Genomic DNA, 14,024 nt, shown 5'->3' on the forward strand with positions numbered 1-14,024 from the left:
GCGCCGGAGCCACCCCAGGGCCGGGCGGCCGGCTCCGGCGCCGCCTCGACGAGACGGCGCCAGTCGACCAGCGCGTCGGGCACCTCGCCGAGGAACCTCGACGGCGGGTTGTAGGCCGGCTGCCCCCAGGCGCTGCGGACGACGGAGCGAGTCAGATACAGCCGGGAGCGGGCCCGGGTGACCCCCACGTAGGCCAACCGGCGTTCCTCCTCCAGCTGGGTGGGGTCGCCCAGGGTCCGTAGGTGGGGGAAGACGCCGTCCTCCAGGCCGGTGAGGAAGACGACGGGGAACTCCAGGCCCTTGGCGCTGTGCAGGGTCATGAGGGTGACGACGCCATCGGACCCGTCGTCGGTGGGGATCTGGTCGGCGTCGGCGACCAGCGAGACCTGCTCGAGGAACTCGGCGAGGGTGCCCTGCGGACTGCGCTCGGTGAATTCCTGGACGACCCCGACCAGTTCCTGGAGGTTCTCGACCCGTCCCTGGGCCTCCACCGTGTCCTCCGCGACGAGCTCGGAAAGGTAACCGGTGCGTTCGAGGACCGCCTCGACGACGGCCACCGGCCCGTTCGCCTCGACCGCGCGCAGCTCGGTGAGCAACGCCGCGAACTCACGCACGGCCTTCGCCGAGCGGGTGGCGATCCCCGGCACCTCACCGACGCGCTCCAGCGCCGCGGCGAAGCCGATCCGCTCGACCTCGGCGAAGCCGGCCAGCGCCGCCTCCGCCCGATCCCCGATGCCACGCCGCGGCACGTTGAGGATGCGGCGCAGGTTCACCGTGTCGTTCGGGTTGACCAGCACCCGCAGGTAGGCGAGCAGGTCGCGGATCTCTCGGCGCTCATAGAAGCGCACCCCGCCGACGACCCGGTAGGGCAGCCCGACCCGGACGAAGATCTCCTCGAAGACGCGGCTCTGCGCGTTGGTCCGGTAGAACACCGCGACGTCCGCGGGCCGGGCCAGCCCCGCGTCGGTGAGCCGGTCGACCTCCTCCGCGACGAAGGCGGCCTCGTCGTGCTCGTTGTCGGCGACGAAGCCGACGATCTTCTCTCCGTCCCCTGCGTCGGACCACAGCCGCTTCGCCTTGCGCTGGTTGTTGCGCGCGATCACCGCGTTCGCGGCGGACAGGATGGTCTGGGTGGAGCGGTAGTTCTGCTCCAGCAGGATCACCGCGGCGCTGGGGAAATCCTCCTCGAACTCCACGATGTTGCGGATGTTCGCCCCGCGAAAGGCGTAGATCGACTGGTCGGCGTCGCCGACGACGCAGAGCTCCGCGGGCGGCACGGCGCCCGACGCCCACGTGGCGGTCGAGACCGGCGGGTCCGCCGGCGCCGCCGGGGCGTCGGCATCGACGTGCGCGGGCTGACCGACGAGTTCCCGCACGAGGACGTACTGGGCGTGGTTGGTGTCCTGGTACTCGTCGACCAGCACGTGCCGGAACCGGCGCCGGTAGTGCTCGGCCACGTCGGGGAACGCCTGGAGCACGTTGACCGTCATCATGATCAGGTCATCGAAGTCGAGCGCGTTGGCCTGGGCCAGCCGCTGCTGGTAGGCGGCGTAGACCTCGGCGACGGTGCGCTCCTGGTGGCTGCTCGCCCGGTCCCGCGCGGCCTCCCAGTCGATCAGTTCGTTCTTCAGGTTGCTGATCTGCGCGGCCAGGCCGCGCGCGGGGTGTCGTTTCGGGTCGAGGTCGAGATCCCGGGTGACCATCGTGATCAGCCGCTGCGCGTCCGCGGCGTCGTAGATGGAGAAGGAGGACCCGTAGCCGAGCCGCTTCGCCTCCGACCGCAGGATGCGCACGCAGGCCGAGTGGAACGTGCTGACCCACATCGCCCGCGCCCGCGGGCCGACCAGCGCACCGACCCGTTCCCGCATCTCGGCCGCGGCCTTGTTCGTGAACGTGATTGCCAGGACCTCCCCGGGACGGACTCCGCGAGCCGCCAGCAGGTAGGCGATGCGGTGGGCCAGCACCCGGGTCTTGCCGGAACCCGCGCCCGCCACGACCAGCAGCGGCGCGCCGATGTGCACCACCGCGGCCCGCTGCTGCGGGTTGAGCCCGTCGAGCAGGCCATCGGCGTCTAGCCGGGGCACCCCACCGCTCGCGTCGCCGCCTGCGGGTGGGGCGAGCACCGCCGGACCGAACAGGTCATAGGGCACACCGCCGCCGGCGCCCGCGTCCGACTCACCGAAGGCATGGGGGGACTCACCGAACAGAGTGCTCATCAGACCTCGATCATACGTTCGACGCCGGACTGGTCGGAGCCGGGCTCGCCCGGGACATGCCGCCTCCGGGCGGACCGGGCAGCGGCCCGGCTCGGGGCGGCGCATCGTGGAGCCTCACGCGGTCGCGACGTCACCGACCCACGTATCGCCACCTTAAGGTCACCCCGGCCGCAGGCTGCCCGGCGGGCCGCCTCAGGCCGTGGTCCGCAGGACGTCGGCGTCCTCGGTCGCCACCGCCGCCATCGACTTGACCCGGCTGGCCACCCCGGGATCGATGTTGCCTCCCGACAGGATCGCCACGGTCGACCCCTGGGCAAGGCCACCGTGGCGCAACAGCGCCGCGACCGGCGCGGCTCCGGCCGGCTCCACGGCGAGGCCGGTCCGGCGCAGCAGCACCATCGCCTCCCAGAAGGCGGCCTCGTCCACGGTCACCACCTCGTCCACCAGCCTGGTGGCGAGCGCGAAGGTAAGCGCGCCCGGCTCGCTCACGGCCATGCCGTCGGCGATCGTGCGGGCCGCCGCCGGCCGGGCCGGGGCCGGCTGCCCGGACGGCCTGGTGCCGGGGATGACCGGGACGGCCCGAGCCGAGGCACCGGGCAGGCCCGCATCCCCCACCACGGACAGCCGGCGCCCCGCCCGCAGCGACGCGGCGAAGGCCGGCGCCAGAACCGACTGCACACCGATCACCCGCACGCCGGGCCGGCGCGCCCGCAGTGCCGTGGCGACCCCCCCGAGCAGGCCCCCACCACCCACGCCGACCAGAACGGTGCCCAGGTCCGGCACCTGATCGAGCAGCTCAAGGCCGATCGTGCCCTGGCCGGCCACCACGGCCGGGTCGTCGAAGGGATGCACGAGCAGCCGCCCGCCGCGGGCGGCGTAGTCGGCCGCGGCGGCGAGGGCGGCCTCCACCCCCCCGGGCACCTCCTCGACCCGCGCACCCCACCGTCGGGTCCGGGCGACTTTGACCGGGTTCGCCCCAGCCGGCACGAAGATCGTCGCGGGGACGTCAAAGGCGGCCGCCGCGAACGCCACCCCCTGGGCGTGGTTTCCAGCACTGGCCGCGACGACACCCCGGGCGCGCGCTGCCGGGTCCGCGGTCGCCACCCGATGGTAGGCACCGCGCAACTTGAACGAGCCGGTGTGCTGCTCGTTCTCACACTTGAACCACACGGGCGTGCCGAGCGCGGCCGACAGGCCGGGATCACGCACGACCCGGGTCCGCCGTGCCACGCCGTCGAGCACCCCCGCCGCCGCCTCAATGGCCGAGACGCTCAGATCCGCCCCACCGCCGAGGTCCGTACCGATCCCACGCTCCGCGTCGCCACCCGGATCTGGATCTGGACCCGCGTTCGCATCCGGCGGCCCGTCGGCGCCGGGGTCCTCGCCCCCGGGCGTCGGTTGGTTGTCTGCGGCTGGTGCGGTCATGAGGCCTCTCCCGGCAGCTGTGCGGCCACCTCGCCGTGACCGCGGCAACAAAAATGCCCCCCGCCGAGCAGGCGGAAGGCATGGCGCGCGGACCCGGAGCTCGGGTGCGCGCCTAGGTAATGGCCATCTGGTGCAAGTTCACAGCTCTCAGCCTGCTCCGGACTCGCCAGGACGTCAAACCGGAGGCGCCCGGCGGCGGTCAGGGCCGCCGGGCCCCTGAAGTAGCCGGCCGGACCTACTCCCACTCGATGGTGCCCGGGGGCTTCGAGGTGATGTCGTAGACGACCCGGTTGACCTGCCCCACCTCGTTGACGATCCGGTTGGAGATGCGTTCGAGCAGACCGTAGGGCAGCCGCGCCCAGTCCGCGGTCATCGCATCCTCGCTGGTAACCGCGCGCAGGACGATCGGGTGCCCGTAGGTGCGCTCGTCGCCCTGCACACCGACCGACCGCACATCCGCGAGCAGCACCGCGAAAACCTGCCAGATCTCCCGGTCCAGCCCGGCTCGGCGGATCTCGTCACGGACCACCTCATCGGCCGCCCGGACCACGTCGAGCCGCTCGGGGGTGACCTCGCCGATGATGCGCACGGCGAGTCCCGGGCCGGGGAACGGCTGGCGCCAGACGATCTCCTCCGGCAGGCCGAGCTCCTCGCCGAGGTGGCGGACCTCGTCCTTGAACAACGTGCGCAACGGCTCGACCAGCCCGAACCGCAGATCCTCCGGCAGACCGCCGACATTGTGGTGCGACTTGATCTTCGCCGCGGTCGGGGAACCCGATTCGATCACGTCGGGATACAGCGTCCCCTGCACGAGGTGCTCGATCGTCGCGCCCTCGGCCTCGGCGCGGGCCTCCAGCTCCCGGGCCGATTCCTCGAAGACCCGGATGAACTCCCGACCGATGATCTTCCGTTTGCGCTCCGGGTCGGTCACGCCGGCCAACGCCGCGGCGAACCGGTCGGCCGCCTTGACGTGAACGAGATCGACGCCGGTGGACGCGACGAAGTCCCGTTCGACCTGCTCGGCCTCGCCTGCCCGCAGCAGGCCGTGGTCCACGAACACACAGGTCAGGGCGTCACCGACAGCGCGGTGCACAAGCGCTGCGGCGACCGCGGAGTCAACTCCGCCGGACAGCCCGCAGATCAGCCGGCCGGAGCCGACCTGAGCGCGTACCGCTGCCACCGCCTCGTCGACGATGTTGACCATGGTCCAGGTCGGTCGGCAGCCCGCGCCCACCAGTAGGAAGTGGCGCAGCACGTCGAGTCCACGTTCGCTGTGCACGACCTCCGGATGGAACTGGACGCCGTAGAGGCGGCGAACCGGATCCTCGAAGGCGGCGACGGGCGTCGACGGGGTCGACGCCGTCACCCGGAAGCCGGGCGGGGCCGCGGTCACGGAGTCGCCGTGCGACATCCACACCTGCTGCGCGACCGGCAGGCCGTCGAACAGGACGCCCGGCTCACTCACCGACAGACGAGTCGCTCCGTACTCCGCCGTTCCAGTCCGGGCGACCGAGCCGGCCAGCGCCTGGGCCATCACCTGATGGCCGTAGCAGATACCGAGAATGGGCAGCCCGGTGTCGAACAACGCGGGGTCGACCCGAGGCGCTCCTGGCGAGTACACCGACTTCGGCCCGCCGGAAAGGATCAGCGCTGATGGTCTGCGGGCGAGGATCTCGTCCACGGGCATGTCCCACGGCACGATCTCCGAGTACACATGGCATTCCCGGACCCGTCGGGCGATCAGTTGGGCGTACTGCGCGCCGAAATCGATCACCAGCACCGTGTCGTAACCGGGATGCCCCGCCGAACCCGGGCCGGCAGGGGTACCGGGCCTGGTCACCGGCGCCGTCGGGGCACTCCCAGCCGGATCCGGGCCCCCCGGTCTCGCATCGTGACCAGCATCGCTGCGCTGCAACTCGCTCACCCTGCAAGCCTACGGACCCGGCGGCACCTGTGGGCCGGGCCCCTCCCGGGCGACCCACTCGACCCGGGAGGGGCCCATGGGTGGCGTTCGCGGAACGGGTGGTGCATCGCGGCACCCACGAAGACCGTAACGACAGATGTCGCAGATGCCTGCTTTGCACCTTCAGTGCCACTCACCGGGACAAGCCCTACGTCACGATGGGCGCACGTTGTCGGACTTCGTGACGGTTACGCGGACGGTGACTCCGTGCGCAGTGGCCACAACTGGCACACAGCCACCAACGCGCTTACGGTAGGCGCCTTTCGGATGCCGACTTCGTACCGCTATGGTGCCTGGCAAGGGACATCAGGGCCCGATACCGAGCCATCCTGGTACGACGTGTTCCGGGAGGCTGGCGGAGAGGTTGCGAAGGTACGTGCGCAGACAACCGATGGCCAGCAGCACGGGCATCGCCGCAGACCCGGAGCCGACCTCGGCCCCGGGTTTGCCCGTGGACACCGAAGGCGGCGGGCAGCGCGACGATCGCCCCTCGGCGCCGCCGAACCCCGCGGGGTCCGGTCTGGCGCGCCTTCGTCGCGCCGCCACCAACCCCACCAACTGGCGGGTCCGCACCAAGCTGATCGCGATTCTGGCCGTGCCGGTCGTCGCGATCCTCGTCTACTCCTCGATCGAGGCTGGCACGGTACTGACCAGCACTCGGGACGTGAACCGGATCTCGGATCTCACCGAGATCAGCCGATCCGCGTCGACGCTCGCCCATGCCCTGCAGACGGAACGGACATACACCACCGGATTCGTGGCGAGTGGCCCGGTCGGTTCCCGTGACTCCACTGCCATCCCGTCCTCCCAGGCGAGGGTGAACGATGCCTACCAGGCCTACAAGGCGGTGGCCAACGGTCGGCGGGACTCCTTCGGCAGCGAGGTTCGTCGGGCCCTCGACGACGTCCAGACCAGGATGGACTCACTGCCCGCGAAGCGGCAGACGATCCAGAGAGTTGTCGACCCGAAAGCCGTCCAGACGGCCTTTCAGCCTATCGTCGACTCGCTGATCAGCCTGGTCCAGCTCATCCCGCAGGGAAATGACGACCAGCAGCTCGACAACGGCGTCAATACGGCCTACTTCCTCATGGCGGGGACGGAACTTCTCGCCCAGCAGCAGGCCCTCGTCTACGGCCTGCTTCCGCGGGGCAGCAACCAGACCTTCACCGAAGGTGACTATCGCGAGTTTCTCTCCGACGAGACTCAGCGCTCACGGGAGCGGGACGACCTCGAGAACGTCGCCGGGCCAGCCCAGCTGGCCATCTACACCCCGACAATCGACTCCGAAAACAATGGCGACATCCGCAACACCCAGAATTACGTCGAGGAGATCCTGGACGCGCCCATCGGTCAGCCGCTGTCCGTCATCGCGTCGGAGAAGTGGAACCGGGCTACTCAGGAGACCATCGACACCAGCACCGACGCGGCGGACAAGCTCCTCGGGCTCGTCGACGACCGGGTCGACACCCTGCGCGGCGACATCCAGCGACGGGCGCTGCTGTCCGGGCTGCTCATCGTGCTCATCCTCGCCGCCGCCCTGCTGTCCGCGCTGATCGTGGCACGGTCCCTGGTCCGACCGCTGCTGGCGCTGCGGACCGCGGCGCTCGACATCGCCGACCGCCGGCTGCCGGACGCCGTCCGCCGCCTGCGTGACTCCACCGACCAGGACATCGACGACTCGATCGAGTCGGTCGGTATCAACACCGACGAGGAAGTCGGTGAAGTCGCCCGGGCCTTCGACGAGGTCCACCGCGAGGCGATCCGGCTGGCCTCCGAGCAGGCCTCGCTGCGGAACAACGTCAACGCGATGTTCGTGAACCTCTCCCGACGCAGCCAGGGCCTGGTCGAACGCCAGCTCCGCCTGATCGACGACCTGGAGAACCGCGAGCAGGACCCCGACCAGCTGTCCAACCTCTTCAAGCTGGACCACCTCGCCACCCGAATGCGGCGGAACAACGAGAGCCTGCTGGTCCTCGCCGGCACGGACACCGCCCGCCGCTGGACGCACCCCGTGCCACTCAACGAGGTGGTCCTGGCCGCCATCTCCGAGGTGGAGCAGTACACCCGGGTGAAGCAGACCTCGGCCGCGCCGGTGTCCATCTCCGGCAACGGTGTCAGCGACGTCGTCCATCTGATCGCCGAGCTGCTGGAGAACGCCACCTCCTACTCGCCGCCGGTCACCGAGGTGATGGTGACCAGTCATTCGCTCGGCCCCGGCGCCGGCGCAATGATCGAGATCGAGGACCGAGGCATCGGCATGCCGGCCAAGGAGCTCGAGCGGGTCAACGAGCGACTGGCCAACCCCCCGGTCGTCGACGTGTCGGTGTCGCGGACGATGGGTCTGTTCGCGGTCGGTCGGCTGGCCGGCCGGCACGGCATTCGCGTCCAGCTGCGTGAATCGGCCTCGGGCGGCATCACCGCCGTCGTCCGGCTGCCCGCGAAGCTGGTCACCGGCGACAGCGCCGCCGGCACCGGGCCCGGCCGTCCCCCGGCTCTGAACCGGCCCGTGGCCACGCCGGCAATCGGCGGACCCGGCGGCGGGCGGCCCACGGAGCGCCCCGAGCGACCGAGCAACGGCGTCACGTCCGACCGTGTGAACGGCGCGCCAACCCCGGCGGGCAGCCCCGCGAGCAACGGGATGAGCAACGGGCACCGGCCCGTATCGGAGCCCGCGGCGCGGGAGAACATCTTCGATGACTCCAGCGGTCCGCGGCGCTTCCCCAACACCGGTCCGTTTCCGCCGACCGGCCCGCTGGCCGCACAATTCGGCTCCGATCGCACCGGACCACTACCCACCGCGGACCGCCGTGACTTCGGCCTGGAGGATTTCTCCCCCGGCCTGGACAACGGTCACGACCGCAACGACCGCAACGACACCGGAGGCACCGGCGGCGCGGCGGCGACCCCGCCGCGCAGGGCCGACGGCGGTGCCTCGCCTCGGACCGCCCAGTTCCCGGGCACCTCCCCGCAGGACCGGGCGTCCGCCGGCCCTGCCGACGCCGACCGCGACCCGCGGGAGTTCGACAGCCAGGAGATCGATCTCGACGCCCTGCCCGGCCACGGCACCGAGCCGCGCGGCCGAACCGAGACGCCACCCAACGGCCTCGCTGCCGGCGGCACGGCTCCCGGTGGAGTCGCTCCAGACACCGAGTCCATCGACCGGCGCGGTCCGGCCCGGCGTGAGCAGGCCGCACCGGACGTGACGAGTCCCGTCTCGATCGGGGACAACCGCTGGCCGACCCGCCCCCGGCCCGCGGATCACGACCCTGCGGCGGGTGAACAGTCCGAAGCGGCGCCGAAACTCCCCATCCGGGAACGCCCGAACCTGCGGGACCGCGCCGACCTCGACGCCGCCCGCCCGCCGATCGAGCCGACCAGCCACCGCGCGGGCAACGTGTTCGCCCGCGCCGATGACCGGCCCGATCCACAGGCGCGGCCGCGCCCTGAGGCCGCCACCGGCGCCCAGCCGCCGGCGGGTCTGCGGCCGCCAACCCGCCCGCAGACACAGCCGCAGACCGAACCGCAGACACAGACCCGCCCGCAGACACAGACCGGACCGCAGACACAGACCGGACCGCAGTCGCGGACTGCTCCCGGCCGCGTCGCGGAAGCGGCGCCTGCCGAGATCACCGGTGACCAGGCCGCGGCCGAGTCGGACACCGACGACGTCGAGACCTCGCCGATCTTCGACTCCGTGTCGGCGTGGTTCCAGCGCCGAACGCCAGCCGACGCGGCATCGGCCCGGCGCCAGCCCCCCGCAGCGGCCGCGCGGGCGACCGATGAACCGGCAGCCGCCGTCTCGGCCGCGCTGCCCGCCCGACCATCCGGGCGTCCCGGCATCGGCGGGGCCTTCGGGCACCGCGGTCCGGGCCGTCCGGCGGCCGAGCCCGGCGCGGGTGCCCGTCCGGTGGCCCCGGCCGAGCCAAGCCTCAACCCGGCGCCCGTGCCCGCCTTTTCGGCGCCGCACCAGCCCCCACAGTCCGGTGGGCCGGCGCGACCAGGACCCGGGCAGCTGGGCACCAGCCCGCAGCACCAGCCCGCAGCCGCCCAGCACGCCGCGGTGTCCCAGCCTCACCAACCGGCGGGGCAGCCCCAGTCCGCACCACAGCACCAGGCAGCACCTCAGCCGCCGGCCCCGGAAGACTGGAGCTCTCCCGGGGACGCCGGCTGGCAGGCAGCCGAGTCGTTGCGCCAGCCGAGCACCGGTGGCGTGACGCGATCGGGCCTACCGGTGCGAGTTCCCATGACCCATCTCGTGCCCGGCAGCGCCGAACCCGCGCCAAGCCGGCGTCCCGCCGAAACCTCGACCAGGTCTCCCGAGGCAGTCGGTGGCCGGCTTGCCAGCTTCTACCAGGGCGTGCGGCAGGGACGTGATGTCGGAGTCGACACCACGAGGAACCCCCGACGTGACGCGCAGGAGGAACGGTGACACCCGTGAGTTCTGAGGCTCAGAACCTCAACTGGTTGATCAACAATTTTGTCGATCGAGTCCCAGGTGTCGCCCACACCGTGGTGGTGTCCGCGGACGGGCTGCTACTCGCTGTCTCCGACGGCTTTCCCCGCGACCGGGCCGACCAGCTCGCCGCGGTGGCGTCCGGGCTGGTGAGCCTGACCCAGGGGGCGGCGCGCGTGTTCGAGGCGGGCGCCGTGACGCAGAGCGTCGTCGAGATGGAACACGGCTTCCTGTTCATCATGTCGATCAGCGACGGGGCGAGCATGGCAGTGCTGGCAGCACCGTCGTGTGACATCGGCCTGGTCGGGTACGAGATGGCACTGCTGGTCAGCCGGGCAAAGGATGTTCTCACCCCGGCACTGCGCGCCGAACTGCAGGGAACGCTTCCGCGGTGAATGAGCGGCAGCACAGGGAGTCAGGGTGAGTATCGATCCCGAGAACGCGCCCGGTCCGGTCGTCCGTCCCTACGCGATGACCGGCGGACGTACTCGGTCACGCTACGAACTCGCCATCGAGGCACTCGTCTTCACGACGCCGCTCGGCGAGGAACGGGCCCTCGGCCTCAACCTTGAGCAACAGACCATCGCCGCCATGTGCCGGCAGGTGCGATCCATCGCGGAGATCGCCGCCGGGCTCCGGGTGCCTCTGGGGGTCGCCCGCGTGCTGGTCGGCGACATGGCGGACGAAGGCTTCGTCCGCGTCCACCAGCAGCCTGACCGCGACGAGGCACCAGATCTCGCGTTGCTCGAAAGGGTTCTCAGTGGCCTTCGAAAGCTCTGACAACAGACGGGTCAACTCCTCCGTCGCCACGACCTCGGTGAAGATCGTGGTGGCGGGAGGATTCGGCGCCGGGAAGACCACCTTCGTGGGCTCGGTGTCCGAAATTGTCCCGCTGCGTACCGAGGCCGTCATGACCGAGGCGGGAGCCCACGTCGACGACCTCACCCACCTCTCCGACAAGACCACGACCACGGTCGCGATGGACTTCGGCCGCGTCTCCCTCGACGAGGACCTGATCCTGTACCTGTTCGGGACTCCTGGGCAGTACCGCTTCTGGTTCATGTGGGATGACATCGTCCGCGGCGCCATCGGCGCGATCGTCCTGGCCGACACCCGCCGGCTCGCGGACTGCTTTGCCGCCGTCGACTACTTCGAGCAGCGTCAGCTGCCGTTCGTCATCGGCGTCAACTGCTTCGACGGAATCCTGCGGCACTCCATTGAGGATGTCCGCGAAGCGTTGCAGATCAGCCCGGCCGTGCCGATCATCACCTGTGACGCCCGCAACCGGGACTCGACCAAGACCGCGCTCATCGCCGTGGTCGAGCACACGATGTCACGGGCGGCCGCCCGCGCCTGACCCGTGACAGACGCGAGGGGCCCCGGGACATCTGTCCCGGGGCCCCTCGCGTTGTGCGCCGGCGGGCCGCCGCTCAGACCGGCGGTGGGAGCTCGCGCAGCGGCGTGTCCACCGCGACCTTGCTGTTGCCGCTGTTGTTGACGACCTTGAGGGCGAAGCGGTTGTCGATTTGATCCCACTGGCCGCCGACCAGGGTGGTGCGGGCCACGTTCTTCGGCACGTTCGGCTGGGAGCCGAACGCCACCGGCCCGACGATCGTCTGGGCGTCGACTTCCTTGATGGCCGCGGCGATGGCCTCTCGTTCCAGGGACGCGGCTCCGCCGAGCGCCTTCACCGCCACCTCGAACAGCGCGTAGGAGTAACCCAGCGTCTGGGTCCAGCCGCGCCCGCGGGCGCGGTCGAAGTCGTTGGCCAGGTCCAGGGAGGACTTGTTGGTCAGCGAGCTGCGGTAGGGATGGGACGGTGACCACGCGACCTCGGTGGTCAGCCCGTCGCCGGTGGACCCGAGCGCCAGGACGTCCTCCTGGAAGTCCAGCGCCTTCGACATGGTCAGCGCCTTCGGGGTGAAGTCCATCGAGCGGGTCTTGCGCCGGAAGGTGGCGAGGTCCGCGGCCTGGGGGATCCCGACGACGGCCTGGACACCGGCGGACTTGAAGGCGGTCAGGTACGACTCGAACGACTCCGCTCCCGGCTGATAGCCCGAGTTCGCCGGCGAGGTCAGCTGAAAATCGTAGTTGCGGATGGTCGGAATTCCGAAGTCGGGGTTGGCGAATGCCGCACCGTCGTCGTCCGCGGGATACATCAGCCCCACCTTGGTGATCCCAAGCTGGCGCCACATCGCCGCATAGGTGGCGACGACGTCCTCCATGCCCCAGAAAAAGTGGTAGGTCCAGTTGAAGGGCATGTCGACGTTACCGCCCCGCCCGTTCCACCAGGACTGCCAGGGGGCGTTCGTCGAGATACAGGGAACCTGGTTGATCTCGCACTGGTCGGCGACCGGAATGGCCGTGTCCGAAGTCCCGCCGACCAGCACGATGTCGACCTTGTCCTTGAAAATAAGGTCGGTCGCGGCGATCCCGGCCCGGTGCCGGTCGGACTCGGAGTCACGGACGACGATCTCCACCGGGTAGGTCCGGCCGCCCACCTTGACCCCGTCGGCGAGGAGCGTCTGCATCGTCTGGACGACGTACGAATCGACCACGCTGTAGGCGCTGAGCGTCCCGGTGCGGGAGGTCACGTATCCGAGACGCACCTTGCGCGGGCCATCGGAGGACGACGACCCGCCGCAGGCGGCGAGCAGCCCCGCGGCCGGCGCGGCCACCGCGGCGGTCCCGGCCCAGCGGAGCAGACTGCGCCGGTCGACGGCTGGTCGACCGGTCCCGACAGCTGCCGGGACGCCATCGTCCGTCCCGCCAGCCACATCCTTTTCGTTGCCGGCGGCTGCACGCCACCAGCCACCCACACCACGGTCAGACCTGAGCATGGCACCTGATCCTGCCGCACCCCGGTCTAAACCCGACAACCGGGGTCGGCCGCCGGGCGGCCAGCAAGGCCGACCCGGCGGTTAGAACAGACATTTCGCCGTTCCCGCTTACCGTCAGCGTAGGGACGGATGTTCTCAGTTCACTCCGCAGAATCGATGCGGCGCGGTCCCGCTCGCCTTGAGTTCCAAGGTGCCCTGCGCCTTGCCGCGGATTCCGCCCCCCGGCATGGCGATGTGCACCGCCGCGAGATCCTTCAGCGGACCGCTGGTGAACTTCACGTCGCCGATCACATTCCCGCCGTCGTTGCCGGCCACTGTGGTGATCGTGTACTGACCGGCTGTGCCGTCCCAGGTGTAGGCGCCGGGCGCGCGTTCGACCACCAGCACCCCGACCACCTCCTTGGACAGCTTGATCGGGTTAGCGCTGGTGACCAGGCTGCACTTCCAGCTGCCGTCGATCATCGCCTTACCGGTGAGGGCCTCCGGGTTGGTCGTCGCCGGGGTGGACGACGCGTCCGCCGTCGGGGGCAGGGCGACCGTCCCGCCGCCCGCGCCGCCGCCCCCGCGCAACAGGACGTAGCCGCCGACCGCCAGCAGTGCCACGACCAGCGCCACCGCCAGCGGGCCGATCCAGCCCTGCCGGAGCCAGGCCAGCATGTCCTCGGGCGGCAGCTCGTCGTGGGGCGCTGCCCCCCCGCGGTCGGTCGATTCCAGCAGACCCGAAGACGTCGCCCCGCGTGCGGACCGACCCTGCGGGCCCGAATCGCCGCCGCCCGAACGGCCGCCGGTGGCATCCCCTCGCCGGCCCGCGGCGCGGCGGGCTCCCGACCCGGCCGCACTGCCCCGAGCCGCCCGGTCAGCTGTGCGCCGCCGCCGCTCGCCGGTGTCGGAGTGGCCGTTCTCGGCCGCGCGGCCGTCGGCGGCCGACCGACCCCCGGAAGGGGCGGAGACCGGTTGCAGGCTGTTGGTGTCGGTCACCGGATTCGGCGTGCGGCGCCGATCGGCCGGCACGCTACGCCCATTCGGCTTTCGCACGCTTCGCGAGGGCTGCCAGCCACTGTCGTCATCCCCCGCCGGGCCCGCGGCGGTCCCCCGCCACCGGCCGGATGCCCGCCGGGTGACCAGGG

General features: G+C 71.1%; 9 protein-coding genes. 4 read left to right on the plus strand and 5 right to left on the minus strand.

The window, feature by feature from the left end; all coding sequences use genetic code 11:
- The 3 genes from pcrA to guaA form a co-directional block, all read right to left on the minus strand.
- The coding region (pcrA, locus tag NBZ83_RS21920) for a DNA helicase PcrA (RefSeq protein ID WP_261575706.1) at positions 1-2,216 on the minus strand (2,216 nt) is incomplete at its 3' end.
- Positions 2,217-2,408: 192 nt separating this feature from the next.
- Positions 2,409-3,641 (minus strand): threonine ammonia-lyase, encoded by a 1,233-nt coding sequence (locus NBZ83_RS21925; protein WP_261567171.1) that lies wholly within the window; start codon positions 3,639-3,641, stop codon positions 2,409-2,411.
- Positions 3,642-3,876: 235 nt separating this feature from the next.
- Positions 3,877-5,481, minus strand: coding sequence for a glutamine-hydrolyzing GMP synthase (gene guaA / locus NBZ83_RS21930; RefSeq protein WP_261567172.1), 1,605 nt, complete (start codon positions 5,479-5,481; stop codon positions 3,877-3,879).
- 514 nt (positions 5,482-5,995) lie between these two features.
- Between guaA and NBZ83_RS21935 the strand changes: the two genes are divergently transcribed.
- Genes NBZ83_RS21935 through NBZ83_RS21950 form a run of 4 tightly spaced genes read left to right on the plus strand, consistent with a single transcriptional unit; the run spans position 5,996 to position 11,414 of the window.
- Positions 5,996-10,033 carry a sensor histidine kinase gene (locus NBZ83_RS21935; RefSeq protein WP_261567173.1) on the plus strand — a complete coding sequence of 1,346 codons (4,038 nt, stop codon included), beginning with the start codon at positions 5,996-5,998 and terminating at the stop codon, positions 10,031-10,033.
- Entirely contained in the window at positions 10,030-10,452 is a 423-nt protein-coding gene (locus NBZ83_RS21940) for a roadblock/LC7 domain-containing protein (RefSeq protein ID WP_009740465.1), read from the plus strand. Before NBZ83_RS21935 ends, NBZ83_RS21940 begins: the two co-directional genes overlap by 4 nt.
- A gap of 25 nt (positions 10,453-10,477) precedes the next feature.
- A complete protein-coding gene (locus NBZ83_RS21945) occupies positions 10,478-10,837 on the plus strand; it encodes a DUF742 domain-containing protein (protein WP_009740466.1) in 360 nt (119 codons plus the stop codon).
- A complete protein-coding gene (locus tag NBZ83_RS21950; protein ID WP_261553466.1) occupies positions 10,818-11,414 on the plus strand; it encodes a GTP-binding protein in 597 nt (198 codons plus the stop codon). The genes NBZ83_RS21945 and NBZ83_RS21950 overlap by 20 nt, the downstream gene beginning before the upstream one ends.
- A gap of 73 nt (positions 11,415-11,487) precedes the next feature.
- Here NBZ83_RS21950 and NBZ83_RS21955 read toward each other — a convergent pair whose 3' ends face one another.
- Both NBZ83_RS21955 and NBZ83_RS21960 read right to left on the minus strand, forming a co-directional pair.
- Positions 11,488-12,834: an ABC transporter substrate-binding protein gene (locus NBZ83_RS21955; protein WP_261567174.1), complete on the minus strand. Its 1,347-nt coding sequence runs from the start codon at positions 12,832-12,834 to the stop codon at positions 11,488-11,490.
- A gap of 198 nt (positions 12,835-13,032) precedes the next feature.
- A complete protein-coding gene (locus NBZ83_RS21960) occupies positions 13,033-13,908 on the minus strand; it encodes a hypothetical protein (protein ID WP_261575707.1) in 876 nt (291 codons plus the stop codon).
- Positions 13,909-14,024 lie beyond the last annotated feature (116 nt).

Origin of the sequence: Frankia gtarii, assembly GCF_025403375.1 — a bacterium.
Taxonomy (GTDB): domain Bacteria; phylum Actinomycetota; class Actinomycetes; order Frankiales; family Frankiaceae; genus Frankia; species Frankia gtarii.

Bases quoted from the DNA above. Each gene is read 5' to 3' on its own strand.
- NBZ83_RS21925 (WP_261567171.1), bottom strand. From the start codon at position 3,641: ATGACCGCACCAGCCGCAGACAACCAACCGACGCCCGGGGGCGAGGAC.
- NBZ83_RS21935 (WP_261567173.1), top strand. From the start codon at position 5,996: ATGGCCAGCAGCACGGGCATCGCCGCAGACCCGGAGCCGACCTCGGCC.